The 24423-nt window shown below is 42.3% G+C and carries 22 protein-coding genes and 1 pseudogene; 11 read left to right on the forward strand and 12 right to left on the reverse strand.

Annotated features, from left to right (window positions below; translation table 11 throughout):
- The first annotated feature begins 232 nt into the window (after positions 1–232).
- The gene (yhbY, locus tag LDO73_RS16440) at positions 233–526 is read left to right on the forward strand and encodes a ribosome assembly RNA-binding protein YhbY (protein WP_224059443.1); all 294 of its coding nucleotides are present in this window, start codon (positions 233–235) and stop codon (positions 524–526) included.
- Between the two features lie 118 nt (positions 527–644).
- Here yhbY and greA read toward each other — a convergent pair whose 3' ends face one another.
- Positions 645–1121 carry a transcription elongation factor GreA gene (gene greA / locus LDO73_RS16445; RefSeq protein WP_224059444.1) on the reverse strand — a complete coding sequence of 159 codons (477 nt, stop codon included), beginning with the start codon at positions 1119–1121 and terminating at the stop codon, positions 645–647.
- Positions 1122–1377: 256 nt separating this feature from the next.
- Between greA and dacB the strand changes: the two genes are divergently transcribed.
- Positions 1378–2826, forward strand: coding sequence for a serine-type D-Ala-D-Ala carboxypeptidase (dacB, locus tag LDO73_RS16450; protein ID WP_224059445.1), 1449 nt, complete (start codon positions 1378–1380; stop codon positions 2824–2826).
- 86 nt (positions 2827–2912) lie between these two features.
- Here the strand turns inward: dacB and cgtA are convergent, their stop codons facing one another.
- The 3 genes from cgtA to rplU form a co-directional block, all read right to left on the reverse strand.
- Positions 2913–4088, reverse strand: coding sequence for an Obg family GTPase CgtA (gene cgtA, locus LDO73_RS16455; protein ID WP_154628831.1), 1176 nt, complete (start codon positions 4086–4088; stop codon positions 2913–2915).
- A 132-nt stretch (positions 4089–4220) separates the two neighbouring features.
- On the reverse strand, positions 4221–4478 hold the full coding sequence (gene rpmA / locus LDO73_RS16460) for a 50S ribosomal protein L27 (protein WP_004905922.1): 258 nt from the start codon (positions 4476–4478) through the stop codon (positions 4221–4223).
- A 19-nt stretch (positions 4479–4497) separates the two neighbouring features.
- Positions 4498–4806 carry a 50S ribosomal protein L21 gene (gene rplU / locus LDO73_RS16465; protein ID WP_006658010.1) on the reverse strand — a complete coding sequence of 103 codons (309 nt, stop codon included), beginning with the start codon at positions 4804–4806 and terminating at the stop codon, positions 4498–4500.
- A 334-nt stretch (positions 4807–5140) separates the two neighbouring features.
- Here rplU and ispB point away from each other — a divergent pair, with 334 nt between their 5' ends.
- Positions 5141–6112: an octaprenyl diphosphate synthase gene (gene ispB / locus LDO73_RS16470; RefSeq protein ID WP_224059446.1), complete on the forward strand. Its 972-nt coding sequence runs from the start codon at positions 5141–5143 to the stop codon at positions 6110–6112.
- A gap of 62 nt (positions 6113–6174) precedes the next feature.
- Here the strand turns inward: ispB and LDO73_RS16475 are convergent, their stop codons facing one another.
- Complete coding sequence (locus LDO73_RS16475; protein ID WP_224059447.1) at positions 6175–6534, reverse strand: DNA-binding protein; 360 nt, start codon at positions 6532–6534, stop codon at positions 6175–6177.
- Positions 6535–6634: 100 nt separating this feature from the next.
- The gene (locus LDO73_RS16480) at positions 6635–6991 is read right to left on the reverse strand and encodes a DNA-binding protein (protein ID WP_224059448.1); all 357 of its coding nucleotides are present in this window, start codon (positions 6989–6991) and stop codon (positions 6635–6637) included.
- Between the two features lie 556 nt (positions 6992–7547).
- Between LDO73_RS16480 and LDO73_RS16485 the strand changes: the two are divergent.
- A pseudogene (locus LDO73_RS16485) lies at positions 7548–7802 on the forward strand (helix-turn-helix domain-containing protein); the annotation flags it as partial.
- Positions 7803–8065: 263 nt separating this feature from the next.
- Here LDO73_RS16485 and mdh read toward each other — a convergent pair.
- Complete coding sequence (mdh, locus tag LDO73_RS16490) at positions 8066–9004, reverse strand: malate dehydrogenase (RefSeq protein ID WP_224059450.1); 939 nt, start codon at positions 9002–9004, stop codon at positions 8066–8068.
- 471 nt (positions 9005–9475) lie between these two features.
- Between mdh and argR the strand changes: the two genes are divergently transcribed.
- Together argR and LDO73_RS16500 are read left to right on the forward strand one after the other, a co-directional pair.
- Positions 9476–9946, forward strand: coding sequence for a transcriptional regulator ArgR (gene argR, locus LDO73_RS16495; RefSeq protein WP_224059451.1), 471 nt, complete (start codon positions 9476–9478; stop codon positions 9944–9946).
- A 107-nt stretch (positions 9947–10053) separates the two neighbouring features.
- Positions 10054–10464: a DUF6122 family protein gene (locus LDO73_RS16500; protein ID WP_224059452.1), complete on the forward strand. Its 411-nt coding sequence runs from the start codon at positions 10054–10056 to the stop codon at positions 10462–10464.
- A gap of 52 nt (positions 10465–10516) precedes the next feature.
- Here the strand turns inward: LDO73_RS16500 and mpl are convergent, their stop codons facing one another.
- The gene (gene mpl, locus LDO73_RS16505; RefSeq protein ID WP_154603034.1) at positions 10517–11896 is read right to left on the reverse strand and encodes a UDP-N-acetylmuramate:L-alanyl-gamma-D-glutamyl-meso-diaminopimelate ligase; all 1380 of its coding nucleotides are present in this window, start codon (positions 11894–11896) and stop codon (positions 10517–10519) included.
- 163 nt (positions 11897–12059) lie between these two features.
- Here mpl and fbp point away from each other — a divergent pair, with 163 nt between their 5' ends.
- The 3 genes from fbp (at position 12060) to LDO73_RS16520 (ending at position 15896) form a co-directional block, all read left to right on the forward strand.
- On the forward strand, positions 12060–13067 hold the full coding sequence (fbp, locus tag LDO73_RS16510) for a class 1 fructose-bisphosphatase (protein WP_224059453.1): 1008 nt from the start codon (positions 12060–12062) through the stop codon (positions 13065–13067).
- A gap of 138 nt (positions 13068–13205) precedes the next feature.
- On the forward strand, positions 13206–13736 hold the full coding sequence (gene ppa / locus LDO73_RS16515; RefSeq protein WP_006658000.1) for an inorganic diphosphatase: 531 nt from the start codon (positions 13206–13208) through the stop codon (positions 13734–13736).
- Between the two features lie 450 nt (positions 13737–14186).
- On the forward strand, positions 14187–15896 hold the full coding sequence (locus tag LDO73_RS16520) for a pyridoxal phosphate-dependent decarboxylase family protein (protein ID WP_224059454.1): 1710 nt from the start codon (positions 14187–14189) through the stop codon (positions 15894–15896).
- A gap of 78 nt (positions 15897–15974) precedes the next feature.
- On the opposite strand, the gene LDO73_RS16525 is transcribed toward LDO73_RS16520, so the two are convergent.
- The 3 genes from LDO73_RS16525 to tamA are packed head-to-tail and all read right to left on the reverse strand — an operon-like array spanning position 15975 to position 21835.
- Positions 15975–16322, reverse strand: coding sequence for a gamma-glutamylcyclotransferase family protein (locus tag LDO73_RS16525; protein WP_224059455.1), 348 nt, complete (start codon positions 16320–16322; stop codon positions 15975–15977).
- Between the two features lie 3 nt (positions 16323–16325).
- A complete protein-coding gene (gene tamB, locus LDO73_RS16530; protein ID WP_282560690.1) occupies positions 16326–20096 on the reverse strand; it encodes an autotransporter assembly complex protein TamB in 3771 nt (1256 codons plus the stop codon).
- A complete protein-coding gene (gene tamA, locus LDO73_RS16535; protein WP_224059456.1) occupies positions 20093–21835 on the reverse strand; it encodes an autotransporter assembly complex protein TamA in 1743 nt (580 codons plus the stop codon). Before tamA ends, tamB begins: the two co-directional genes overlap by 4 nt.
- A 133-nt stretch (positions 21836–21968) precedes the next feature.
- Here tamA and msrA point away from each other — a divergent pair, with 133 nt between their 5' ends.
- Positions 21969–22598 (forward strand): peptide-methionine (S)-S-oxide reductase MsrA, encoded by a 630-nt coding sequence (gene msrA, locus LDO73_RS16540; protein WP_224059457.1) that lies wholly within the window; start codon positions 21969–21971, stop codon positions 22596–22598.
- A 166-nt stretch (positions 22599–22764) separates the two neighbouring features.
- On the forward strand, positions 22765–24120 hold the full coding sequence (locus tag LDO73_RS16545) for a hemolysin family protein (protein ID WP_224059458.1): 1356 nt from the start codon (positions 22765–22767) through the stop codon (positions 24118–24120).
- A 92-nt stretch (positions 24121–24212) separates the two neighbouring features.
- On the opposite strand, the gene LDO73_RS16550 is transcribed toward LDO73_RS16545, so the two are convergent.
- On the reverse strand, positions 24213–24419 hold the full coding sequence (locus tag LDO73_RS16550; RefSeq protein ID WP_224059459.1) for a DUF1107 domain-containing protein: 207 nt from the start codon (positions 24417–24419) through the stop codon (positions 24213–24215).
- Positions 24420–24423 lie beyond the last annotated feature (4 nt).

A 24423-nucleotide genomic window follows, 5' to 3' on the forward strand; every position in this document is an offset into this window, starting at 1 on the left:
TACATTTCCCGACATTCTTCAAGTTACAGGGAGTTAGCTTCATTTTTTCTACCCAAGTCACATAATTACTGCTGTTTATCGGGAGAGTGTTAACGTGCTGCCTACTTGTCACTGGATTACTTTCGGGTAATCATTAGCTGCTTCTTTACCATCAAATAAGATTAATAGATGGTGATAGTGATCAGATGGCGGTAGAATATGCCATTTTCAATACTAACCAAGCAAAAAATCGATGAATCTTAACAAAAAACAAATTCAACACCTAAAAAGTCTCGCTCATCACTTAAACCCAGTTGTTATGATTGGCAACAATGGTTTAACTGAGGGTGTTTTGGCTGAAATCGAAGTCTCATTAACACATCATGAGCTTATCAAAGTCAAAATCGCTGGCGAAGATCGTGAAACTAAAAATTTGATCTCTGAAGCGATTGTTCGCGAAACTGGTGCAGCAAATGTTCAAGTTATCGGTAAAATTCTCGTTCTCTACCGTCCATCGGCTGAGCGCAAAATTAGTTTACCTAAATAATCACTGCTCATTTATATAAAAATGCCATTGAAAGCATATTTTATATGACGAAAAAGGCCGCCTGCGGCCTTTCTCTCTAAATCAGTAAAATAATATAACCAATTCAGGGAAATAGGAATCAGATATACTCAACTTTAAGAATTTCGAACTCAACATCTCCGCCCGGCGTCTTAATCATTACGACATCATCAACTTCTTTACCCACTAATCCACGCGCAATGGGTGAATTCACTGAAATTAAGTTCACTTTAATATCAGCTTCATCATCACCTACGATGCGGTAGGTTAACTCTTCATCGGTATCCAAATTCAATACGGAAACCGTCGCACCAAAGATCACTCGGCCATTATTTGCCATTTTGGTAACGTCAATCACTTGAGAGTGAGAAAGTTTAGATTCAATTTCTTGAATACGACCTTCACAAAAGCCTTGCTGCTCACGCGCAGCATGATATTCAGCGTTTTCTTTTAAATCACCATGTGCGCGAGCATCTGCAATCGATGCAATAATTTCAGGCCGACGGACAGATTTCAGATACTCGAGCTCTTCCCTTAGCTTATCCGCACCCAATACCGTCATTGGAATCTGTTTCATGTGATAAATACCTCTAATTCAATCCTATTTAAAAATAAGTATCTTCCTGATTTTGTAACAACAGTACACCGAACACCATGATATGTAGGGGGGTGTTCAAAAACTTAAGGTGTCAATAACTCAATCAGACCAACTTGTGACTTATCTTATCATACTGTTCGCTATTTTAACTGAGAGTTAATAGCTGATCATCGTTTACTTTATTGGGCATTACACTTTAGTATGTGCAGTATGTCTACCCTAATGCGTGAAATATATGTCGCTACTAACATCAACCAGAAAATTAATCTTCACTTTAGGACTTGCATTCATTACTTCGCAAGCATCTGCTATCCCTATAGATGATTATAAGCAGTATCTCCCTGACGGCACTAACCTTGCTCTGGTTGCGCAGAAAGTAGGAAGTAATACACCCCTTATTGATTATAACGCTCAACAAATGGCTCTGCCTGCCAGTACGCAGAAAGTAGTGACCGCCCTCGCGGCATTACTACAGCTAGGTCCAGACTATCGTTTCGTCACTAACTTCGAGACCAACGGAAAGCTAAATAACAACACGTTATCCGGTGATTTGGTGATCCGCTTTAGTGGTGACCCTACGTTAACACGTCAGCAAATTCGCAATATGGTCAATGCGTTGAAGCAGATTGGCATTCATAAAATTGATGGTGATCTCATTGTCGATATTTCTGCTTTCGCCAGCCATGATAAAGCACCGGGCTGGGTATGGAATGATATGACTCAATGCTTTAGTGCTCCGCCGGCCGCAGCCATCATTGATAGAAACTGTTTCTCAGTTTCCCTTTATCCATCAGATAAAGCAGGGGAAATGGCGTATATCAAAACTGCCAGCTTCTATCCTGTAAATATGTTTAGTGAGGTCAAAACTCTTGCCAAAGGCTCACCAGAAGCTCGCTACTGCGAGTTAGATGTAGTTCCAGGTGAATTGAATCGCTATACATTAACAGGCTGCTTAACGCAGCGTAGTGAGCCATTACCGCTCGCATTTGCAGTGCAAAATGGGGCGAGCTACTCCGGTGCTATCGTCAAAAATGAGTTACAGGTCGCGGGTATTGAGTTGTCCGGCTCAGTTAAAAAACGCACTCAACAGACGCCACAATCCCAAGTACTCGTCAAAACTGAGTCTAAGCCGCTGCATGACCTCTTAAAAATCATGCTGAAAAAGTCTGATAACATGATAGCGGATACGGTATTTAGAACTATTGGTCGTGATTATTACGGCGTTCCCGGTACCTGGCGCTCAGGCTCTGATGCAGTAAGGCAAGTTCTCAAGCAGAAAGCGGGTATTGATTTAGGAAACACAGTAATGGTGGATGGCTCTGGCTTATCTCGCCATAACTTGATCACTCCAGCGACTATGATGCAAGTTTTGCAATTTATCGCTAAAAATGACCAACAACTTGATTACATTTCGATGCTACCACTTGCTGGGCATGATGGAACACTGCGTTACCGTGGTGGTTTAGATGAGGCTGGAGTCAATGGCAAGGTGTCAGCGAAAACGGGTGCATTACAAGGGGTTTATAATCTTGCGGGCTTTATTACTACCGCAAGCGGTGAAAAAGTTGCATTCGTCCAGTTTATTTCCGCTTATGCCGTTCCACAAAGCCAATATAATAGCCGCCGCGTACCTTTAGTTCGTTTTGAAAGCCGCCTCTATCGCGATCTTTACCAAAAGAACTGATCCCCTCTGAAGATCCTTTTAAGATCTTCATAATGAAAAAGGCACAACCTTCACAAGTTGTGCCTTTTTATATGACTTAAAGATAATTATTTTTGGTAGATAAATTCGACGCCTTCGTCGTCATCTTCATCCCAATCATCATCCCAATCGTCATCAAGATCTTCTGCGCCAGATAGCTGCTCTTTGTGGTAATCATCCCACATAAATTCAACTTTCTCTGGTTGGCTGTTTTCATCTTCAACAGCCATATCACGCGGCTGAGTATTCATGAACTCCATGATATCCCAACACAGTGCTTTCACACCTTCGTGGTTCACGGCAGAAATCATATAATACTTATCTTCCCAGCCCATACCTTTAGCAATTTCAGCTGCACGTTTGGCAGACTCTTCTTCGCCTAAGATATCCACTTTGTTGAAGACTAACCAGCGTGGTTTCTGAGCCAGTTTTTCACTGTATTTTTCTAACTCACCCACGATGATCTTGGCGTTTTCCACCGGATCAGATTCATCGATTGGGCAAATATCGATAAGATGCAGCAATACACGACAACGCTCTAAGTGCTTCAGGAATTGGATCCCAAGGCCTGCACCTTCCGCAGCACCTTCGATCAACCCTGGAATATCCGCAACCACAAAGCTTTGCTCGTTATCCATACGTACCACACCAAGGCTTGGAACCAAGGTTGTAAATGGGTAGTCGGCAACTTTTGGCTTCGCTGCTGATACTGAACGAATAAATGTGGATTTACCGGCATTCGGCATACCCAGCATTCCGACGTCAGCAAGTAGCATCAGTTCTAATAAGATTTCGCGCGTTTCACCTTTCGTTCCCATGGTACGCTGACGCGGTGCACGGTTAACCGAAGATTTAAAACGAGTATTACCAAGCCCATGGAAACCGCCTTTAGCGACCATATGGCGTTGATCGTGACGAGTCATGTCACAGAGTACTTCATTGGTGCCAAGGTCGCGTACACGCGTTCCTACAGGGACTTTAACCGTGATATCTTCACCACGCTTACCTGTACACTCACGGCTTTGACCATTTTGACCACGTTCTGCACGAAATGATTTTTCAAAACGATAGTCAATCAGTGTGTTGAGGTTTTCGTCTGCCTGTAAATAGACATCACCACCGTCACCACCGTCACCACCGTCAGGTCCACCTTTCGGGATATATTTTTCACGGCGGAAGCTGACACAACCATTGCCACCATCTCCTGCCACGACCAAAATTTTGGCTTCATCTACAAATTTCATAATTCTTTCTCCGTCTGCTGGCCATTATAGTGCCTGATGGCGGTATTACCCAGAGATGGCATATTCTGAATATAAAAAGCCCCGCAAAAGGTTTTTGCAGGGCTTTAATTCAAAAATTAAAAGTCAGAAAACTTATTCAGCTTCGATGCTGATAAATTTACGATTGTTAGGACCTTTAACTTCAAATTTAACTTTACCGTCCGCTAATGCGAACAGTGTGTGGTCACGGCCACAACCAACGTTGTTACCTGCGTGGAATTTAGTACCACGTTGACGAACGATGATGCTACCTGCTAATACAGCTTCACCACCAAAACGTTTAACACCTAAACGTTTTGCTTCTGAGTCACGACCGTTACGAGTCGAACCACCAGCCTTTTTGTGTGCCATTAATCTGCTCTCCTAAATCTTAAGCGATGACAGTGATCTTAACATCAGTGAACCACTGACGATGACCTTGCTGCTTACGACTGTGTTTACGACGACGGAATTTAACGATTTTAACTTTATCGCCACGACCGTGTGCAACCACTTCCGCTTTCACTTTAACGCCTTCAACGATAGGAGCACCGATTTGGATCTCATCGCCATTAGCAACCATCAGAACGTGATCAAATTCAACAGTTTCACCTGTTGCGATGTCCAGCTTTTCTAGGCGGACAGTTTGACCTTCGCTAACTCGGTGTTGTTTACCACCACTTTGGAAAACCGCGTACATATTAACTCCGCTTTCCGCGTACTCGCTAAATATTTCAATTCCAGAGCACGCTATAAAATATTCACAATAGGGCGCGAATTCTACGCAAAAAAGCAGCAGAACACAAGTCTATAATGCAGTTAGATTACAAAAAATACGACTTTTTTATCAGCCCTATCTTTTTACAGCTGATTTCTTAGGAATATCTTGAATTGTTACTTATTTAAACATTTTTTGCATTTCACCCGATAATCTTATTATTAATAGTGTTATGCTTACGCCATTACTGTGATATCGGTTTTCCCATTTTTGACTTAGGGAATGCCCCAAAAACTAATAATATGAATATATTACAATGAATTTAGAATCTATCGTTGAACTGACAGCCGAGGATATGTCAGCAGTAAATGAAGCGATCCTCAGCCAATTAAACTCAGACGTAGCATTAATCAATCAATTAGGTTATTACATCGTTAGCGGAGGCGGAAAAAGGATCCGTCCAATGATCGCGATCCTCGCAGGACGATCTCTTGGCTATTCTGAACACAAACATATTCAAGTTGCTGCATTAATCGAATTCATCCATACCGCCACTTTATTACACGATGATGTGGTCGATGAATCTGATATGCGTCGTGGAAAACAGACTGCTAACGCAGTATTTGGTAATGCGGCAAGCGTATTAGTCGGTGACTTTATTTATACTCGATCCTTCCAAATGATGACGGATCTTGATTCGATGCGTGTTTTAAAACTGATGTCTGAAGCCACTAACGTGATCGCTGAAGGTGAAGTTTTACAATTAATGAACTGCAACGATCCTGACATTACTGAAGAGAGCTACATGCAAGTGATCTACAGTAAAACTGCGCGTCTATTTGAAGCGGCGTCTCACGCATCCGCTATTTTAGCCAATGCCACGCCTGAGCAAGAGAAAGCGCTGCAAGATTATGGTCGCTATATTGGGACAGCATTCCAGTTAGTCGACGATCTTCTGGATTATGATGCGGATAATACCCAGTTAGGTAAAAACACCGGTGATGATCTTGATGAAGGGAAACCAACGCTACCACTGTTACACGCAATGCAACATGGTAATGCAGAAGAGTCAGCGCTAATTAGGCAAGCGATTGAACAAGGAAATGGTCGCCATCTATTAGACACCGTCCTTGGCACAATGAAACGTTGCGGCTCATTAGAATACACTTACCAACGCGCACAAGAAGAATCTCAAAAGGCCATTGATGCTTTAAATGCCCTTGAAGACTCAGTGTATAAAGAAGCATTGATTGGTTTAGCGCACGTTGCTATTCAGCGCCATTCATAATCACCGTTAGAGCTCTAAATCAATATTGAAAAGGGTGAAAGCAATTTCACCCTTTTTCATGGTTATTCATCTTCGGATTCAGGCTCTATTTTTGCCAATAGCGATGATAACCCGTGACGCAAAATATATTTCACAAACATTTTGCGCTCATCTTCCGTCAGTTGGTAATAAGCCTCAGACCAAATTTGCAGCGCATCAATACGTTGAACTTGATACGGTGCCGATGGCTCATGGAGTGACAGCTGGCCTTGGATCTCACTCGGCAAGCTTTCCATATAGTATTCAACGGCTTTCCCTTGAACACCTCTTTTACGACGACTTTTCCAACCTTCCCTTCTCGCCATCAAGTTAATTCCCTGAGGTGAAGATGGAAGACCTTCTAATCCTGCTAATTCTTTCGCAGTGAACCACAATTTTTTCATAATATCACTTTTACGCTTAGCTTATATTTTGCAACCTGCTTTTGTCGCTATACCAAAGTTATTTTTCTAAAAATTTATTCGATTCAATACTGTATGTAATCTATGTATGGCTATTTTGATTAATAAGATGAATTAAAGCCAAAGCACCTTTACGCATAATAAACGATAAGATCTTCACCCGTTCATCTTGGGAAAGCTGGTTATAAGCTTCCTGCCAAATATGCGCATGTTCATCACGCTTGATTTGATAGCCTCCCGAAGTTTCATACATCACAGTGAACTCTTCGAGATCAATGGGAACCGAACTAATATGGTATTCCAATGCTTTTCCTTGAATACCTCTTCGTTTTCGACTCAACCACTTTTCTCGCCTCGCCATGGCATTAATACCTTGGGTACTTGTCGGAAGCCCCTGACGCCCAACGAGTTCTTTTGCTGTTAACCATTCCTTATTCATTATCGACGCTCCTTGTCATTATGATGACGACTTCGATTAACTATAAACTTTCTTTATTTTCTTAATCGTTTCAATATCCATTTTTAATATTTAAATATAATAGTTAATAAATTATATCGATATCGATGCTTTCTTCTGTATATCCACTTGTTATATCAATAACTTTGCATCAACTATTTTATATCGATGGATTTATAGTGCTGACTAAAAAATCCATTCTTTTCAAATAATTCAATACATTATTGAGAAATATAAATCTTCGCGATAAATAGAATAAATATAAGAAAATATAAAAAACAGAGAGCTAACTAAAATGAGTTAGTTTTATTTTCAAAGTGTTAGCTAAATTCACAATAATTATCTGAATCTTTCCGCTATTTTCATAAAAATAACGATAGTTTCATAAAAATGAATTTTTAGAAAAAACCAGAAATTATTATTGGAAAATTCTGTTATTTTATTTCCAATAACAGAATGATTGCACTGAATGTATCACAATACTCTGTTAGATGTACCACTAACTCTACATGATTCTGAGTAAAAAAAGGATTAAAAAATGATGTTACGGAAATCAAACTGGCACCCAGCAGATATCATTGCAGCTTTACGCAAACGTGGAACAACCCTCGCGGCGATTTCTCGTGAAGCAGGGCTGAGCTCATCAACACTTGCAAATGCGCTATCAAGACCTTGGCCTAAAGGTGAATGGATCATCGCAAACTTTTTAGGTATTCATCCATCAGAAATCTGGCCTAGCCGCTATTATGATCCAATGACGGGCGATTTATTAGAAAGAAAAGTTCGAGAAAAGCCAAAGAAAATCAAGGAGACAGAGAAATTAGAAAACAAGGAACTAGAAGAAGAAAAAGATCTAAAATCAGTCGCTATTTTTGATCAGAACTGAAAGACAAAACGCCTTATCATTTTCTTTAAAAACGGCAAGATTCATTCATTGCACCTTCAAGGGGATTCCCCTTATTTTTGATAAGGTAAAACTTATTGAGTATAAAAATAAAGGGCGGAATCGCATGAAAGCAACTCCGCCCTTATTTAAGCGCTAAATTTTAATTGGCATTAGCCATTAATGAATTTTTCACCTAACTCGATATCGCCTTTCAGCACATCTAACATGTCATTAAGTGCTTTTTTCTCAAAATCACTTAATTCACCGATTGGTAAATGTTTTTCGATACCATTTTTACCTAACACAACTGGTTGTGCGAAGAAACGAGCGTGTTGACCTTCACCTTCAGTGTATACACACTCAACCACGTTGCTTTCGCCTTGCAGACCACGGATCAGAGATAAGCCCAGACGTGCTGCCGCTTGGCCCATAGACAGTGTTGCAGATCCGCCACCCGCTTTAGCTTCAACCACTTCAGTACCTGCGTTTTGAATACGCTTAGTCAGTGCTGCGATTTCTTCATCAGTGAAGCTAACACCAGGAATTTGAGACAGTAATGGTAGGATTGTCACGCCTGAGTGACCACCAATAACTGGCACTTCAACTTCGTGAGTTTTCTTACCTTTTAATTCAGCAACGAAAGTATTTGAACGAATGATATCCAGTGTTGTTACACCAAACAGACGGTTTTTATCATACACGCCAGCTTTCTTCAGTACTTCGGCCGCGATAGCAACGGTGGTATTCACTGGGTTAGTGATAATACCGATCAGTGCTTTCGGGCAGGTAACCGCGATTTGTTGGACAAGGTTACGTACAATACCTGCGTTCACATTGAACAGGTCAGAGCGATCCATACCTGGCTTACGTGCAACGCCCGCAGAAATTAATACTACATCCGCACCTTTTAGTGCTGGGGTTGCATCTTCACCCGCAAAACCAACCACTTTAACGTCGGTAGGGATGTGGCTTAAGTCAGCGGCAACACCTGGAGTTACTGGCGCGATGTCGTAGAGGGAGAGTTCTGAACCTGCTGGGAGCTGGTTTTTGAGAAGAAGGGCTAGAGCCTGACCGATACCACCTGCTGCACCTAGGACTGCAACTTTCATTCTAAAACTCCTTAATTGTACTTTAAAATATATGAATTCATCTGACTACGCACTAAACACATTACTTATAAAAAACAATTCTTTAACAGTTAGAGAGAAGTGTTAACGCGAGATAAATCACCAACACAATAGCTCTATTCTAAACAAATTCCTTATCTGTTAATGAGATAACGGACACTTTTTTAACAAATAGTTTTTACTGCTATTGCATTTAACATTAAACCCAATTTTATTTGACGATTTGTTCAGCGCCGCTTGATTATTTAACAATTTTTTTACAGTAACTTATTGTTAAATCAATTCATTTTTAAGTTAAATTTCCAACCAACCATTTAAGATAAATCCCTTCTTATTACCAGAAAAGCCTTATCTAAAATCGCTCATTAAACACTCAAAAAATCAATTTTCTTGCATAAAAATGCACTTTTCAACATAATACAACTCAGTTTAATACCAAAAGATGGGTTAATTATGCGCACTATGTCGAAACAAGAAGACTTGGTAAAAGCCTTTAAGGCACTCCTTAAAGAAGAAAAATTCAGTTCACAAGCCGAAATTGTGATCGCTCTTCAAGAACAAGGCTTCGAAAACATTAATCAATCTAAAATTTCCAGAATGTTGACGAAGTTTGGTGCTGTACGTACCCGCAACGCAAAAATGGAAATGGTGTATTGCCTACCAACCGAGCCTGGTGTCCCTACTGCCACTAGCCCACTGAAGAACTTAGTTCTGGATGTTGATTACAACCACTCTATTGTTGTGATCCGTACCAGCCCAGGAGCAGCACAGTTAATTGCCCGCCTATTAGACTCCTTAGGCAAAGCTGAAGGCATCTTAGGCAGCATCGCTGGCGATGATACTATTTTCTCAACGCCAACCAACGATTTCACCACTCGTGAATTGTACGAAGCCATTTTGGTGCTTTTCGAACAAGAACTTTAGTCCTTTCGGAAAGTTTTAGATATCGAAAAAGAGGGAACCCAGTTCCCTCTTTGTATTTTTAACTCTATAGTGACGCGTCTTCCACTGATTCATATCGAGATAAGCCCGTGTTATTTGAGATCTTAAGGAATATCGTTCACTACGGTTTCCATTTTTTAGTGCCCTTTTTATTTGGCTATTTATTTTGGCGAAAAAATTGGAAGCTAGCTGGATTGTTAATGGTCTCTACGATGGCTATCGATCTCGATCACCTTCTTGCGGATCCTATTTTTGATCCTGATCGTTGCGGCGTAGGCTTTCATCCTATGCACACCATTTGGGCGGCCATCGCTTATGTCGTCTTATTCTTCTTCCCTTCATGGAAATTCAAAGCGATCGCCGTCGGCTGTCTGTTTCACTTATTCACAGACTCGGTGGATTGTTATCTTGGCAGCGTTAAAAAAGAGATGCAAGGCACGGTATTAAGCTGCTCCGGGCTACCAGAACGCGCAAACGTCGAACTTCCTCAGCAGCTATAACAAAAAAGCCCTAACTTAAGTTAGGGCTTTGATTCATGATAGCACTTATAGACTACTCGTCAGATTTAGCTTCGGCTTTATGTTTTAGGCCTGCCAGCAGTTTTTCATGAATACCACCAAAACCACCATTACTCATCACCAGAATATGGTCACCGGGCTGAGCCGTCTCCACCACCATATTGGCGAGCGTATCAATATCTGCGTGCCAGCGCGCAGGCTGCACACAATGCTCTGCAATTTCTGTGACCATCCACGGAATATTGCTAGGTTGGAATAAAAAGACTTCATCTGCGCGCCCTAAAGCGGGTGCGATATCATTTTTGCTGATCCCCATTTTCATGGTATTTGAACGAGGTTCCAGTACAGCAATAATGCGAGAAGTACCGCCAACTTTGCTACGTAATGCTTCTAACGTCGCTAAAATTGCCGTTGGATGATGAGCAAAGTCATCATAAACACTGACCTCGTTCTCAACACCTCGTAGTTCAAGACGGCGACGGGCGTTAATAAATTTATCCAATGCTAAACAAGCTTCTTTCGCAGGTACACCAACATGGTGTGCAGCAGCAATGGCCATCAAACCATTTTGGATATTGTGATTACCCACTTGAGACCAGTTCACTTCACCCACTTTTTCTTGTTGGTAATACACCTCAAACTGGCTGCCATCATGATTAAGTTTTACAGCATGCCATTCACCATTTTCTCCCACCAACTCTTGTTCACTCCAACACCCCATATTCATTACTTGCTTGAGGTTATTGTCGTTACTTGGCATAAAGATCTTGCCGCTACTTGGCACAATACGAACCAAGTGATGGAATTGCTTTTGAATCGCTTCGAGATTTTCAAAAATATCCGCGTGATCGAATTCGAGGTTATTCAAAATCAGCGTTTTAGGGCTGTAATGTACGAATTTAGATCGCTTATCAAAGAATGCGCAATCATACTCATCCGCTTCAATAACGAAGAAAGGGCTTTTACCAATCTGGGACGAAACATCAAAGTTCCCCGGAACACCGCCAATCAGAAAACCTGGTTCATAACCACAATCTTGCAGGATCCACGCCAGCATACCCGCCGTTGTGGTTTTGCCATGTGTCCCAGCAACAGCTAATACCCAGCGCTCAGGAAGGACATGGTCATGGAGCCATTGTGGCCCTGAGGTATAAGGTAAACCACGTTCTAATACGGCTTCAACACATGGGTTTCCACGGGTCATCGCATTCCCAATCACCACCATATCAGGGGTTGGCTCTAACTGCGCAGGATCGAATCCTTGAATTAGTTCAATGCCTTGTTTTTCAAGCAATGTACTCATCGGTGGGTAGACGTTTGCGTCGGACCCAGTCACTTTGTGTCCTAAAGAACGAGCTAAAATAGCTAAGCTGCCCATGAAGGTTCCGCATATGCCTAAAATATGTATGTGCATTCTTTTCCATCCAATAGCATGAGGTTTGTCACTATTCTACTCATCAATCACAGGTTTATAAATGTATTAGCCTATTAATCTTTTCTTTATTTAGATAAACTCTCCGCCCGAGGGTACAATAAAGACCCGCAAATTTCTGTCAATTTTATTCAGGACCTTCGTCATGAAAACATTAGGCGAATTCATCGTCGAAAAGCAACAAGATTTTCCTCATGCAACAGGTGAGCTGACTGCATTACTGTCAGCTATCAAACTGGGCGCTAAAATTATCCATCGTGATATTAACAAAGCTGGACTCGTTGACATTCTCGGCACAAGCGGTGTTTCGAATGTTCAAGGTGAAGTTCAGATGAAGCTTGACCTGTATGCAAACGAAAAACTGAAAGCGGCTTTGAAAGCGCGCGGAGAAGTCGCGGGTATCGCCTCAGAAGAAGAAGATGAAATCGTCATTTTCGAAGGTGATCGTGCAGAAAACGCGAAATATGTCGTTTTAATGGACCCTCTGGATGGTTCTTCGAACATCGATGTAAACGTTTCCGTTGGAACAATCTTCTCTATTTACCACCGTATTACCCCAATTGGTCAACCAGTTACAGAAGCTGACTTCTTACAACCAGGTAACCGCCAAGTTGCTGCGGGCTATGTGGTTTACGGTTCATCAACCATGCTGGTATACACCACTGGTTTCGGCGTTCATGCCTTCACCTACGATCCATCATTAGGTGTATTCTGTCTGTCTCATGAAGCAGTCATGTTCCCAGCAGAAGGTAAAATGTATTCCATTAACGAAGGTAACTACATCAAGTTCCCTATGGGCGTTAAGAAATACATCAAATATTGCCAAGAGCAGGATGAAGCAACCCACCGCCCATATACCACTCGTTATATCGGCTCTTTAGTGGCGGACTTCCACCGTAACTTACTCAAAGGCGGTATTTATATTTACCCAAGCACAGCTAGCCATCCAACAGGTAAACTGCGCCTTCTGTACGAATGCAACCCAATTTCATTCTTAGCAGAACAAGCGGGCGGTAAAGCAAGTGATGGTACTAACCGCGTGTTAGACATCATCCCAACCAAGCTGCATCAACGTGTGCCGTTCTTTGTGGGAACGAAAGCCATGGTTGAGAAAGCGGAATCCTTTATGCGTGAGTACCCAGACGCAGAATAATCAAACATTCCGTTTGACCTGAAGGCGAGACTCTCTCGCCTTTTTTGACTGAATTTCTCTCCAACTAGTGAGTTTTACCTCTCTTTGCGGCTATAATGTCCCCCACGTTATTTTAAGCACTCATAAGGATACATTTTAATGGGCCTGAACAATGTACCAGCAGGTAAAGAACTGCCTGAAGATATCTACGTAATCATCGAAATCCCAGCTAACGCAGATCCAATCAAATATGAAGTTGATAAAGAATCTGGCGCACTGTTTGTAGACCGTTTCATGTCTACTGCGATGTTCTATCCATGCAACTACGGTTACATCAACAACACCCTATCTTTAGATGGTGACCCAGTTGACGTTTTAGTACCAACTCCATATCCATTACAACCAGGTTCAGTCATCCGTTGCCGTCCAGTTGGCGTACTGAAAATGACTGATGAATCTGGTGAAGATGCGAAATTAGTTGCAGTACCGCACACTAAACTGAGCAAAGAATACGATCACATCAAAGATGTGAACGACATTCCTGAGCTGCTGCGTGCGCAAATCACTCACTTCTTTGAGCATTACAAAGATTTAGAAAAAGGCAAGTGGGTTAAAGTTGACGGTTGGGAGAATGCAGAAGCAGCTAAAGCTGAAATCATCGCTTCTTTCGAACGCGCTGCAAAAAAATAATTAATCCCTTCTGTGGATAGAAAAGCGCTGGTTTTTGCCAGTGCTTTTTTTTGCCTATACCTTCCTCTCACAATATTAATATTTTTTCACAATTTCATAATATTCAGTGATATATATCGACAACCATACAGCCAAAAACATCAATCGGAATTAAACTCTTATATATTTGACAAATATTGAATTTATTGACTGCTTTTAATAAAAAATGAGAAATAATTCCAATTAAAAATAAATGTTTTTCAGATTATAAATCTGTGATTAGTATATCAATATAGGAATATATTTTCTTAGGAAAAAGAACCGGAATATATTTTAATTTCTTTATTATCATAAAGTTAAACTAATAATCCAGCTGAATTAGTCAGTTTGATATTATTTAAATCAATATAGATTCAGGTGTAGAGTATTTACATAAATCATTAATTGTATAAATGTAAATGGGAGTCTAGCGTGAATCAATCAGAGCTTCTTGCTCGCCAAAGTGCGAACCTACTCACACCCGAATTCGAACAGCAGTACCACAATATTGTGGCGAACTTTTTTAGCCGCGATCCGAATAAATGGCCTATTTTTAATGATCCAAAAATCCAAGCTATCACCCAATTTCGTAAAACCACACTCGCAGACAGTCAGCTAATTAATCAATATCCAAATGGCGCTCAGTGGTTCAATCAACTGGCTCAGCAGTCCCATGTCCAGCAGCAGATTAATTTACCGGGAGATCAACAAGATACCCTGCTAGCTTTTGCTTCCGCATTATGTAAAAACTGGGAAAACCCGCTGTCCGTCGAAAACGTGATTGCGATGCCTTCAGACCCTGCATTATACGGTTCTATGCTAGGCCTTTTAGGCAACCCTAACATGGTTTATTGCGAATATTCCGGCGTCGCCGATTCCATGGAAAAAACGGTGATAAAACAAGTCGCTAACTTAATTGGTTATGATGAAAACCAAGCGTCTGGATTGTTCACTCAAGGCGGGACCATGTGTAATTTATATGGTTACCTATTTGGCATTCGCAAAACATTAAAAGATTCTCGCCAGCTGGGTATGTCCGTGGATCAAGACTACCGGATCATCAACTCCCAAGGCGGCCACTACTCCAATATCACTAACCTGTCATTACTGGGTGTGGATATTCAAAACAAAACCATTCGTATCAAAGTCGCCTCGGATAACACCATCGACTTACATGACTTAGAGCAGCAGATCCGCGCCTGTTATACCGTCCACTGCAAGATCCCCGTGATCTTATTAACCGCAGGTACCACTGATACCTTTGGCGTCGATGAAATAAAACAGGTTTATGAACTACGAAACCGCCTGTGTGAAGAATTCGAAGTAACAGAAAAACCGCATATTCACGTAGATGCTGCGGTCGGTTGGCCAATTATTTTCTTTATTAATTATGATTTTAATACCAACCCGCTCGCTATCAATGAAGCCACACTGTTTGGATTACGCCACACCGTCGAAAAATTCAAACAACTTAAATATGCTGATTCCATCACTATCGACTTCCATAAATGGGGTTATGTCCCTTATACCTCGAGCTTAGTGATGGTGCGTGATGGCAATGATTTCAAAGCCCTTGAAAACTCATCTGAAAACTTCACGTACTTTGAGCACGATTTAGAAGGGCAAACTCACTTGCAATCCACCATTGAGTGTAGCCGTAGTGGGGTTGGGATCTTTGGCGCTTATGCAGGGCTGCATTATCTTGGTATTGAAGGGTACCAAACCATCATTGCTCACTGCCTACAAAATGCTAACTACATGCGCAACCAGTTGATTGAAATGGAAAATGCAGCGGTTATGGTGCCTCAAAATCAGGGGCCTAGTGTCGGCTTTCGCCTTTATTCCCCTAAATTGAATGCAGATCCACAGGACATTTTTAACTATGAATTAAGTTGTGCTGGCGATAAAGCCGCTTATGAAACCATGATTAGAAATAGCAAATGGCATCGCAATCTGTTCTTAACACGCGGCAAAGCTGGCCTATTCACTAATTGGGTAGATTCCATCGCCTGTTCAACTTATGCGGAACATAATCGTTTTGTTTACATTCCAGGTGAAAAAGCGGTCTTTATGAATCCAACCACAGAACGCCATCATATTGATGAGTTCGTAAAAATGTTCAAAGCCATGAGCCACGCTTAACATCTATAAAAAACGCCGACCACTGAATCTTCAATGCCCGGCGTTTTTCTTGATGACTAATTACAGATAAACTACTGATTACTCTTCTTCATGGCGCTTTAGCCAATCACCACTTTTGATGTGAGGCAGGCCTTCAACTGAGTGTTTATAGAGATAAATCCACGCATTACCGTAAGGTGTTGGAATTAACTCACGCTCATAATCTTGTGAATTTTTCTTCAGTTCGTCTAACTCAGTCAGAATAGACGGATTGATACGATAAACTTCGCATTCAATCATGCCATTCCCTCTGATAACCGCTGGATAATATCCAAGGTCATACAGTTCATAGCCTTCTAGCTTATGCTCACCTAGCAGCTGAGCATAAGTCATCCAGTGATGATTCCCTTGCTTGCGCCTTAAACTGCCATAAACAATGATACGCATATATTAAAACTCGAATTGATAAAGCAGGTCCAAAGCCTGATTAACGCCAGAAACTGCTTCTAAAAACAGTTTCGGCATGACCCTATAGCGTAAAGTGAGCGTCGCTAAAGAATCAAATATGCCAACTCCATACTTAACTTGCAAGTCGTTCGTAATTTTCCCACTCACAACCACTTTCGAACTGTCACCCACACCTTGGGTGTCGACGGCTAAATCCGATACACCAAATGTTTCACCAATTTTACCCACCAACTGACCGCTTTGTGCAACGCCCAATCCAATCAGCATTGAGGTCATTTGTGAGCCATTCGCATCCCCGCTATCAAGCCCTTCCCCTCTTAACAGATAGGAAAGTGCCTCTTGCTGTGTTTTTGCGGGCTCAGAGAATATCTCAACTTTTGGTTTATCGGCAAGTCCTGTTACTTTCACGCCGGCAATCACATCGTTGGCCGTGTTTTCAGGATTACGAATTGCTTCTAAATTTAAGAACGGCTGATCAGCAGGCCCTGAGAATTGAATCAGCCCTTTACGCACAATCAAGTCTTGCCCATAAGCGCGGAAACGTCCTGATGGAATATCTACCTGGCCATTTAAGCTTAACCCTTGTTTATCCTGAGCGACTTTTAATAACCCAGTTAACCGAGCTTTTAATCCGAATGCATCCAGACGCACATCGTTGCCAATATTAATCGTTAAATTGGTTTGGATTGGAATCGATGGCTGTTTAGGGTTGATCGGTTTTAGCTGCTCATCCAGCATGACCACATCCGAAGACGCACTCACCGCAGACTCAGGTAATTCTTGCACCGTAATACGCGCCCATGGAATATTGACGCTACCATTTAAGGTCAGCAATTTCGGTGATGCTTCCAGAATCAAATCAGGCTGTACATCAATTTTGATCATTGGCGGCAGAGAAACTCGTAAGTTATTCCCTCTCGCCAGCACTTTCGCTCGCCATGCATCAATATTGCGCCAATCCGCATCACCATCAATATTTAGGTAACCCTCAGGCGTTTTGATCTGCCCAGTCATGACTGAACTGGTGCCATTAAAGTTAATCGCTAATTGGCTATTTTGAATATCAAACGGGATCAACCCAGACTTCACTTCTAACCCAGATAATGTGACATTACCGTTCATTAGCGGGTTATGCGCCGAACCACCGACACGTAGATTTGCATTCAGGTTTCCATTTGCAATGTCTTTTTCGCCAAGTAGCGGTTTAATTAGCCCTAATGTAATGGCGTTAATTTCAATGTTGCCGGAGAGTAAGCGCTTTCTTTCGAGGTCAGAAATTTGCACATTACCTTTAAATTGACCATTGCCTGCAATCTTCAGCAACCAATTCAGATCCGCGCGACCGTTCTTAATACCCGCATTTAATGTCAGCGTATCAAACGCGATAGGTAAACGAGCACCATCAACAAACTGCACAACTTTGACGCCATCACCACTCAAGTCAACTTTCACTTGAGGCAGGCTACCATCAGCTTTCCAGATGGTATTTGCACGCCCTGTGAACACCCCATTCACTCGGGTATCACTTGGCATAAAGGGTTTGATCATCGCAAGGTCAAAACGTTCTAATACAATATCAGCGCTACCACTTTTACCCGCTTTAACTGGCTTCGGCACACACAAGCGAGCATTCGGGTTTACCCAGCAATGGCTGCCAATAACGACTTCTTGGGTCGTGTTATTGTAGTTCAAGGACATGGCTTGATTCAGACGCCATTCTCCAACCTCAGTATCAAATAAGGTATTGCTTAAATTCCCTTTCCACACTTGTGTTTGGCGATCAAAACCGCCTGCCAGCGCAAGCTGTCCAGAAACCGGTTTGCCCGTCACATTCAGCTTTAACGTATGCTGTTTTTCAGTCCCTTTGGCATCTAGCGTTAGGTTACTAATGGCTAAATCCGCTTGGCGCAGTCCGCGCACCACCACCGATAAATCACCTTTGATTTGGTCACCCGTTGCCACGTTACCTTTAATGGTGGTGGTGTCTACGGTCAAATCTTGCCATCTCACGCCACGCGCCGTTAAATCCGCCAGCGCTTGTGGGGCTTGTAAATCACCACGAAGCTTTAAATCCCCGATGATCACGCCGCCTAATCCTGGCACTAATCCATTCAATGCTGGGGCATTAATTTTGGCATCAAGATTCCATTTATCGGCTAAAGAACCTTTCACATTCACACTGTTTTTGCCCAGCAAGAGGTTAAAATCTGGGATGTTCCATTGCCCTGCGGCATTCCCTTTGGCTTGCCCACGCGCCTTTAAGATGTGCTGTTTAACATTACCGTCTAAGGTAATTTCAGGGATCTCTAACTGCCAGCTTCCACCATATAGGCTGCCTCGCGTGGCAATTTTCCCTTCAACTTTCGCTGGCCATTCTGGATATTGCTTCGCTGTATTAATACCCGATAGCGTCAGCACCATATTCCAGCTAATGGCTTTACTCCAATCCGCCACCCCTGATAGGTCTGCATTACCTTGCAATGCAGATAAGCGTAAACGGGTTAAATCAATTTTTTCCTCGTTCCCTTTCGCATCTAATAATAACTTAGATGGCGGTAAATCTTGCCCCGTGATGGCTGAACGTAATGAAAGGTCATAGCTAGAAGGACGACCATTTAAGCGTAAGCGAGTGCCATCAAGCTTATATTGGCTTTCTCCCACCAGCGGCCAAGTTAATTTTTTGCTTTCTAAAGTTAGCTCAATCGGGAAATCTGCCTGCGCTAAATCAGTCTGAGCTTCTAGTGTTGCCGTAATTGGACCATTCAGATTCAATGCCAGCATCAGCTCATCCATCAGCCCACCTTTAAGCGTTAAATCGACTTTCTGCCCATTTAAATCTTCAAGACGGCTTTCACCAATAACGGATAGCGCGACTGGCCATTTTTCTTGCAGGGAAATCGATCCAGAAACCGCAACATTACCTTGCGGTGCATCGACTTTTAGTTGCTTTAATAAAACATTCTGCCCTTCATTTTCTAACTTCAAATTCAGGCTATTAATCGTAATTTCCGTGTCGCCTTTTAATTGGAAATTAGAGGCATTAATCCCCTCAACATTCAGGTCAACAGGGAGAATAATTTCAGGTAGCTCCGCTAATAGCGGCTTAGAAAATAACGTTTTAAGCTGCTCACCAAGGGAAGGTTGCTCACCTTCAGGCACAACGGGTTCAACCGGTTTTGGTACCTCAGCCGGCTCACTAGGCGGTAAGCTTATGGCAAGGTTAATAATATCGGTTGGCGTGATTTCGATAGCTCTTTTTTGCCATGTGATCCCCGTGGCGAATTTGTCGAGATCAATCACAGTGCCATCGACATTAACATGAGTATCAACCAACGCTAATTGGGCTAAACGGATGGTTAGCGGGGCATTCAGTTCTGTTAGCGGCTCAGAAGGCGGTGCCTCTTCAGACGGTGGGAATTGGCTAGTATCCACATTCACCATCACGCCTTCTGTTGATAAATCATCAATACATACTTCACGGCTGGTCAGGCACTTTAAACGTAATGCAAGATGGATTTTCTTCGCATCCACATCCACACCCGGCATTTGATACTTCACACCAGAGAGCGTTAAATCGTTAATGTCACCATCAATAGAACCAATGGTCAGCTCAGGCACAAAACGCGTGGCAGAATTCAACGCAAAATGCAGACCCGATTTAGTACCTAACACCCAATACAGCGCACTAACAACCAGAACTAACAATAATAAAATGGTGATTGCAATCCACTTTAGCCATTTCATCCATTTCATAGTTCTGTCCCCAATCCGATGTAAAACTGAATTTTGTTATTATCTGGGTCGCCAATAGGCTTGGCTAAATCAAATTTAATCGGCCCAACCGGAGAAACCCAACGGATCCCCACACCGGCACCGGTTTTAAAATCACTATTTTTGAAATCGTCTACCGCTTCACCACTATCAATAAAAGTGGCACCCCACCAGTTACCCGTGAAATTATATTGATATTCGACGGATCCAACCGCCAGCTTGGATGCCCCGGTGAGCTTGCCGCTACTATCTTCTGGGGAGATCTTTTGATAACCGTAGCCACGAACGCTGCCGTCACCCCCTGCGAAGAAACGTAAGTCTGGTGGGACTTTGTCAAAGTTATTGGTTTCAATCCAACCAAGGTTTCCACGTACGACAAACCGGTGCCCTTCCCATGGTGTACGGATCCACACATTCTTGGCTTGTAATACCAGGAAGTCGATATCCGAGCCCCATATTTTATTGGAGTAATCGATAGAATAGCGCTGGCTATCACCCCACGTTGGCATCACACCACCTTTCTGGCGAATTCGGCTGACATTTGCCCCTGGATACAACAACATCGTCGTATTAGTGATATCCGCTTGGGTAAAGTTACTCAACATCCAGCGCATATTCACGCCATACTGCCAACCGCTTGAATAATCCCAATTACGAGACACGTTCAGCGTGGTGGTATTCGATTGAGTATCGTTCAAATCCGTGCGTTTAAACCCACCTTGAATCGCATAATATTGCTCTAGAGGATTCGCTTTGAGTGGAATTTTATAGCTGGCATCAATCAACTGTTCCGGCTGAGAGAGACTAATGCTGGAGGTTAAACTTTGTCCCCGCGAGTTAATCCACGGTTTATTCCATATCGCTTTTACACGAGGCCCCACATCGGTCGCGTAACCACCACCCAGCTCAAGGAAGTTTTGCGCTCTTGGGATCATTACCCCTTCCATAGGTAATAGATCCGTATGCTCTTCACGGGCTTTTTGAATATTCGGCGTGACTAGCGCAGAGTTGAACCACCCTGTTGATGCCAAACGTTGGTTATATTCGGCGAGCTGTTCTGACGTGTAATATTCCCCTTCTTTAAAAGGAGAGAGGTTTTCGAGGTAATCCTCACGAATTTGTGAGCCTTCAAAGGTTAATTTACCAAAGCGGTAGCGCTCACCACTGTTAAAATCAAAATCCCAATAGGCAGCATGATGATCAACAGAAATGCCTAGCTGGCTTTTTTCCATCATGGCATCGAAATACCCTTTACGGATAGCTAGGCTGCTAAATTTACCTTTGAAGTCTTCATAGTCACCATCATTTTGGATGATGCCATATTTCGGCGTGCTTTTTTTCAGCATCTTGGCGTAATCTGGGTCTGTTTTCGCTCCCCCTTCTAACACCACATTGACACCTTGTAGAAGAATAGGCTCCCCCGGAGAGACCTTGGCTGTCAAAATTGACCGTGCTGGCGGGGTTTTCTCTTCATAGCTAAATTCTACCGTAGGCTCATAATATCCCAGTGGTTTTAACCCTTCACGAATCGCTTTTTCTACTCGAGCTCGAAAACGTCCATTTGCAACGACTTCATCTTGTGAAATATTAGAAAGCTGAATACGGACATTCTGGTTGAGTTGCCCTTCAAGCCCTTCAATATTAAGGCGTAGGTTCGCAGCAAATACCGCTGGTACCGCCGCTGTTAGGCATACTGCACAAAGGGTAAGATATTTCGACACGCCTGCTCCTAGGGTGATAGACAATTTGGCTTATTATTCAACAACGACTTATTTTGAGTAAAATAGACCACTGACACAAGTTTTTATCCCAATTTTTACTTTATTTCTATACTGATTGTATTTAGGAATCGTTATGACTTTTAATCAATTTCAGTCCGATAATGAATTTCAAGCACTTCCGGGCCGCCACACATCAATGGCGTTGTCACCTTACCATGCAGTGACCCATCATTCGATTGAGATTATTCCTAAGAATATGGAAATTGCTTATTTTGCAATGGGTTGCTTCTGGGGTGTGGAACGATTATTTTGGCAACAAACGGGAATTTATACGACATCCGCAGGTTACAGTGGTGGACTCACACCGAATCCAACCTATGAAGAAGTGTGTACCGGATTAACCGGACATACTGAAGTCGTTCGAGTGGTTTTTGATCCAGAAATCATTTCATTTGCTCAGCTGCTAACGCTATTTTGGGAAAACCACGACCCAGCTCAAGGCATGCGCCAAGGTAATGATATTGGTACCCAATATCGCTCGGCTATTTACACTGTGTCAGATGAACAGTATCAACTGGCGATACAAACCCGCGAAGCTTACCAACAGGCGATGGCTGAAAAGCAGGATAATCGCCCGATCACCACCGAGATTCGACCACTCGAAACCTTCTATTTTGCAGAGGATTATCACCAGCAATATCTGTATAAAAATCCCAAAGGCTATTGTGGGCTTGGTGGCATTGGGGTCTGCCTTCCATCTTGAATGATTTTATAATGACGAATATATAGCCAGATAAAATAGGCTAGTGCTATACTTAGCGCGATACCCACCGCGCTAAGGCGCTAATTAATATTGAAATGGAATACCCTTACATTGCCTTTAGGATTTCAAGAAGTGACAATTCACTACCTAGAGGGTTGGATAATTTATGCTAAACAGTTTACTTATCGTTCTTTTATTATGTGCAATCAGCGCATTTTTTTCGCTGTCCGAAATTTCATTGGCAGCTTCTCGCCGTATTAAATTAAAGTTAATGGCCGACGAAGGCAACATTAACGCCGCTCGCGTTCTCAAATTACAAGAAATGCCGGGCATGTTCTTCACCGTCGTACAAATTGGCTTAAACGCCGTCGCGATTTTGGCTGGTATTGTGGGTGAATCTGCATTCTCTCCCGCACTGCAAGAGCTATTTATTAAATTTTTATCCCCTACATGGGCACAGCAAGCCGCTTTCATTGTGTCATTTACCATCGTAACTAGCTTATTTATTCTCGTGGCTGACTTAACGCCAAAACGAATTGGGATGGTAAAACCTGAAGCTATCGCTATACGCATCGTTAACCCAATGCGTTTTTGCTTAATGATTTTAAGTCCGCTCGTATGGTTCTTTAATGGCTTAGCGAACTTAATTTTTAAACTCTTCAAATTACCCACTGCGCGTAATGAAGACATTACTTCTGATGATATCTTTGCTGTTGTTGAAGCAGGTGCTGTCGCTGGAGTACTTCGTAAGCAAGAACATGAGCTTATCGAAAACGTGTTTGAACTTGAGTCACGCACCGTTCCATCAGCAATGACCCCTCGAGAAAACATCATTTTCTTTGATAAAGACGAATCTGAAGAGAGCATCAAACACAAAATTTCCACCCAGCCGCATTCAAAGTTTTTAGTTTGTGCAGGGGATATCGACCATGTCATTGGTTATGTGGATTCCAAAGAGCTCCTCAACCGCGTATTGAATGGTCAAAGCCTGAGTTTACGTGACGGTGTACATATCCAGAACACCTTAATGCTTCCAGATACCTTATCACTGTCAGATACCTTAGAAGCCTTTAAAAATAGTGGTGTCGATTTTGCCGTTATCCTGAACGAATATGCCTTAGTGATGGGTGTTATTACCATCAATGACGTGATGATCACGTTAATGGGTGACTTGATTGGGCCAGGACAAGAAGAGCAAATTATTGCTCGTGATGAGAACTCATGGCTGGTTGATGGGGGCACGCCAATTGAGGATGTTCAACGTATCCTTGATATCGATGAATTCCCAGATTTCAGCAACTATGAAACCATTGCTGGCTTTATGATGTATCGCTTAAGAAAGATGCCGAAACGCACTGATTATGTGAAACATGCAGGCTACAAATTCGAAGTCGTCGACATTGATAACTACAAGATAGATCAACTGCTGGTCACCCGTGTCACAAACACACCGTCCGCGGTTGTCGTTCAGCCGGGTACTGCGGGTAGTGAAGATGCGCCACATACCCAAAATAAACACTGATAGCCAATATGAACACGCCACATTAATGTGGCGTTGTTATTCTTAAGGAGCTGAAGGTTGTTAGCCGAACACTTAACTGGCTAATGATCTATTTAGCCCAACTCAGCTCTCAGTAATACCACTTGTTTGTTCACTTCATTCATCACATTGTAATGAATTTTATCGGTCACTTTTGGTGGTAAAATCTTCCCATTATTGAATTCGAAAGCCCCAAAATCCTTAATATAGAGCCTACCTCTGAATAATGTTTTCACGTATAGCGCAATTTTTGACGGATTGTAATGCTTAAAAATTTTCATTAGA

It is taken from the genome of Providencia alcalifaciens, from assembly GCF_915403165.1.
Lineage (GTDB): Bacteria > Pseudomonadota > Gammaproteobacteria > Enterobacterales > Enterobacteriaceae > Providencia > Providencia alcalifaciens_C.

Coding starts and splice junctions, on each gene's coding strand:
- LDO73_RS16475 (WP_224059447.1), bottom strand. CDS start 6,534: ATGAAAAAATTGTGGTTCACTGCGAAAGAATTAGCAGGATTAGAAGGT.
- LDO73_RS16550 (WP_224059459.1), bottom strand. CDS start 24,419: ATGAAAATTTTTAAGCATTACAATCCGTCAAAAATTGCGCTATACGTG.
- ppa (WP_006658000.1), top strand. CDS start 13,206: ATGGGCCTGAACAATGTACCAGCAGGTAAAGAACTGCCTGAAGATATC.
- dacB (WP_224059445.1), top strand. CDS start 1,378: ATGTCGCTACTAACATCAACCAGAAAATTAATCTTCACTTTAGGACTT.
- mdh (WP_224059450.1), bottom strand. CDS start 9,004: ATGAAAGTTGCAGTCCTAGGTGCAGCAGGTGGTATCGGTCAGGCTCTA.
- rplU (WP_006658010.1), bottom strand. CDS start 4,806: ATGTACGCGGTTTTCCAAAGTGGTGGTAAACAACACCGAGTTAGCGAA.
- msrA (WP_224059457.1), top strand. CDS start 21,969: ATGACTTTTAATCAATTTCAGTCCGATAATGAATTTCAAGCACTTCCG.
- ispB (WP_224059446.1), top strand. CDS start 5,141: ATGAATTTAGAATCTATCGTTGAACTGACAGCCGAGGATATGTCAGCA.
- greA (WP_224059444.1), bottom strand. CDS start 1,121: ATGAAACAGATTCCAATGACGGTATTGGGTGCGGATAAGCTAAGGGAA.
- mpl (WP_154603034.1), bottom strand. CDS start 11,896: ATGCACATACATATTTTAGGCATATGCGGAACCTTCATGGGCAGCTTA.
- cgtA (WP_154628831.1), bottom strand. CDS start 4,088: ATGAAATTTGTAGATGAAGCCAAAATTTTGGTCGTGGCAGGAGATGGT.
- rpmA (WP_004905922.1), bottom strand. CDS start 4,478: ATGGCACACAAAAAGGCTGGTGGTTCGACTCGTAACGGTCGTGACTCA.
- fbp (WP_224059453.1), top strand. CDS start 12,060: ATGAAAACATTAGGCGAATTCATCGTCGAAAAGCAACAAGATTTTCCT.
- argR (WP_224059451.1), top strand. CDS start 9,476: ATGCGCACTATGTCGAAACAAGAAGACTTGGTAAAAGCCTTTAAGGCA.
- LDO73_RS16545 (WP_224059458.1), top strand. CDS start 22,765: ATGCTAAACAGTTTACTTATCGTTCTTTTATTATGTGCAATCAGCGCA.
- tamB (WP_282560690.1), bottom strand. CDS start 20,096: ATGAAATGGATGAAATGGCTAAAGTGGATTGCAATCACCATTTTATTA.
- yhbY (WP_224059443.1), top strand. CDS start 233: ATGAATCTTAACAAAAAACAAATTCAACACCTAAAAAGTCTCGCTCAT.
- LDO73_RS16525 (WP_224059455.1), bottom strand. CDS start 16,322: ATGCGTATCATTGTTTATGGCAGTTTAAGGCGCAAGCAAGGGAATCAT.
- LDO73_RS16480 (WP_224059448.1), bottom strand. CDS start 6,991: ATGAATAAGGAATGGTTAACAGCAAAAGAACTCGTTGGGCGTCAGGGG.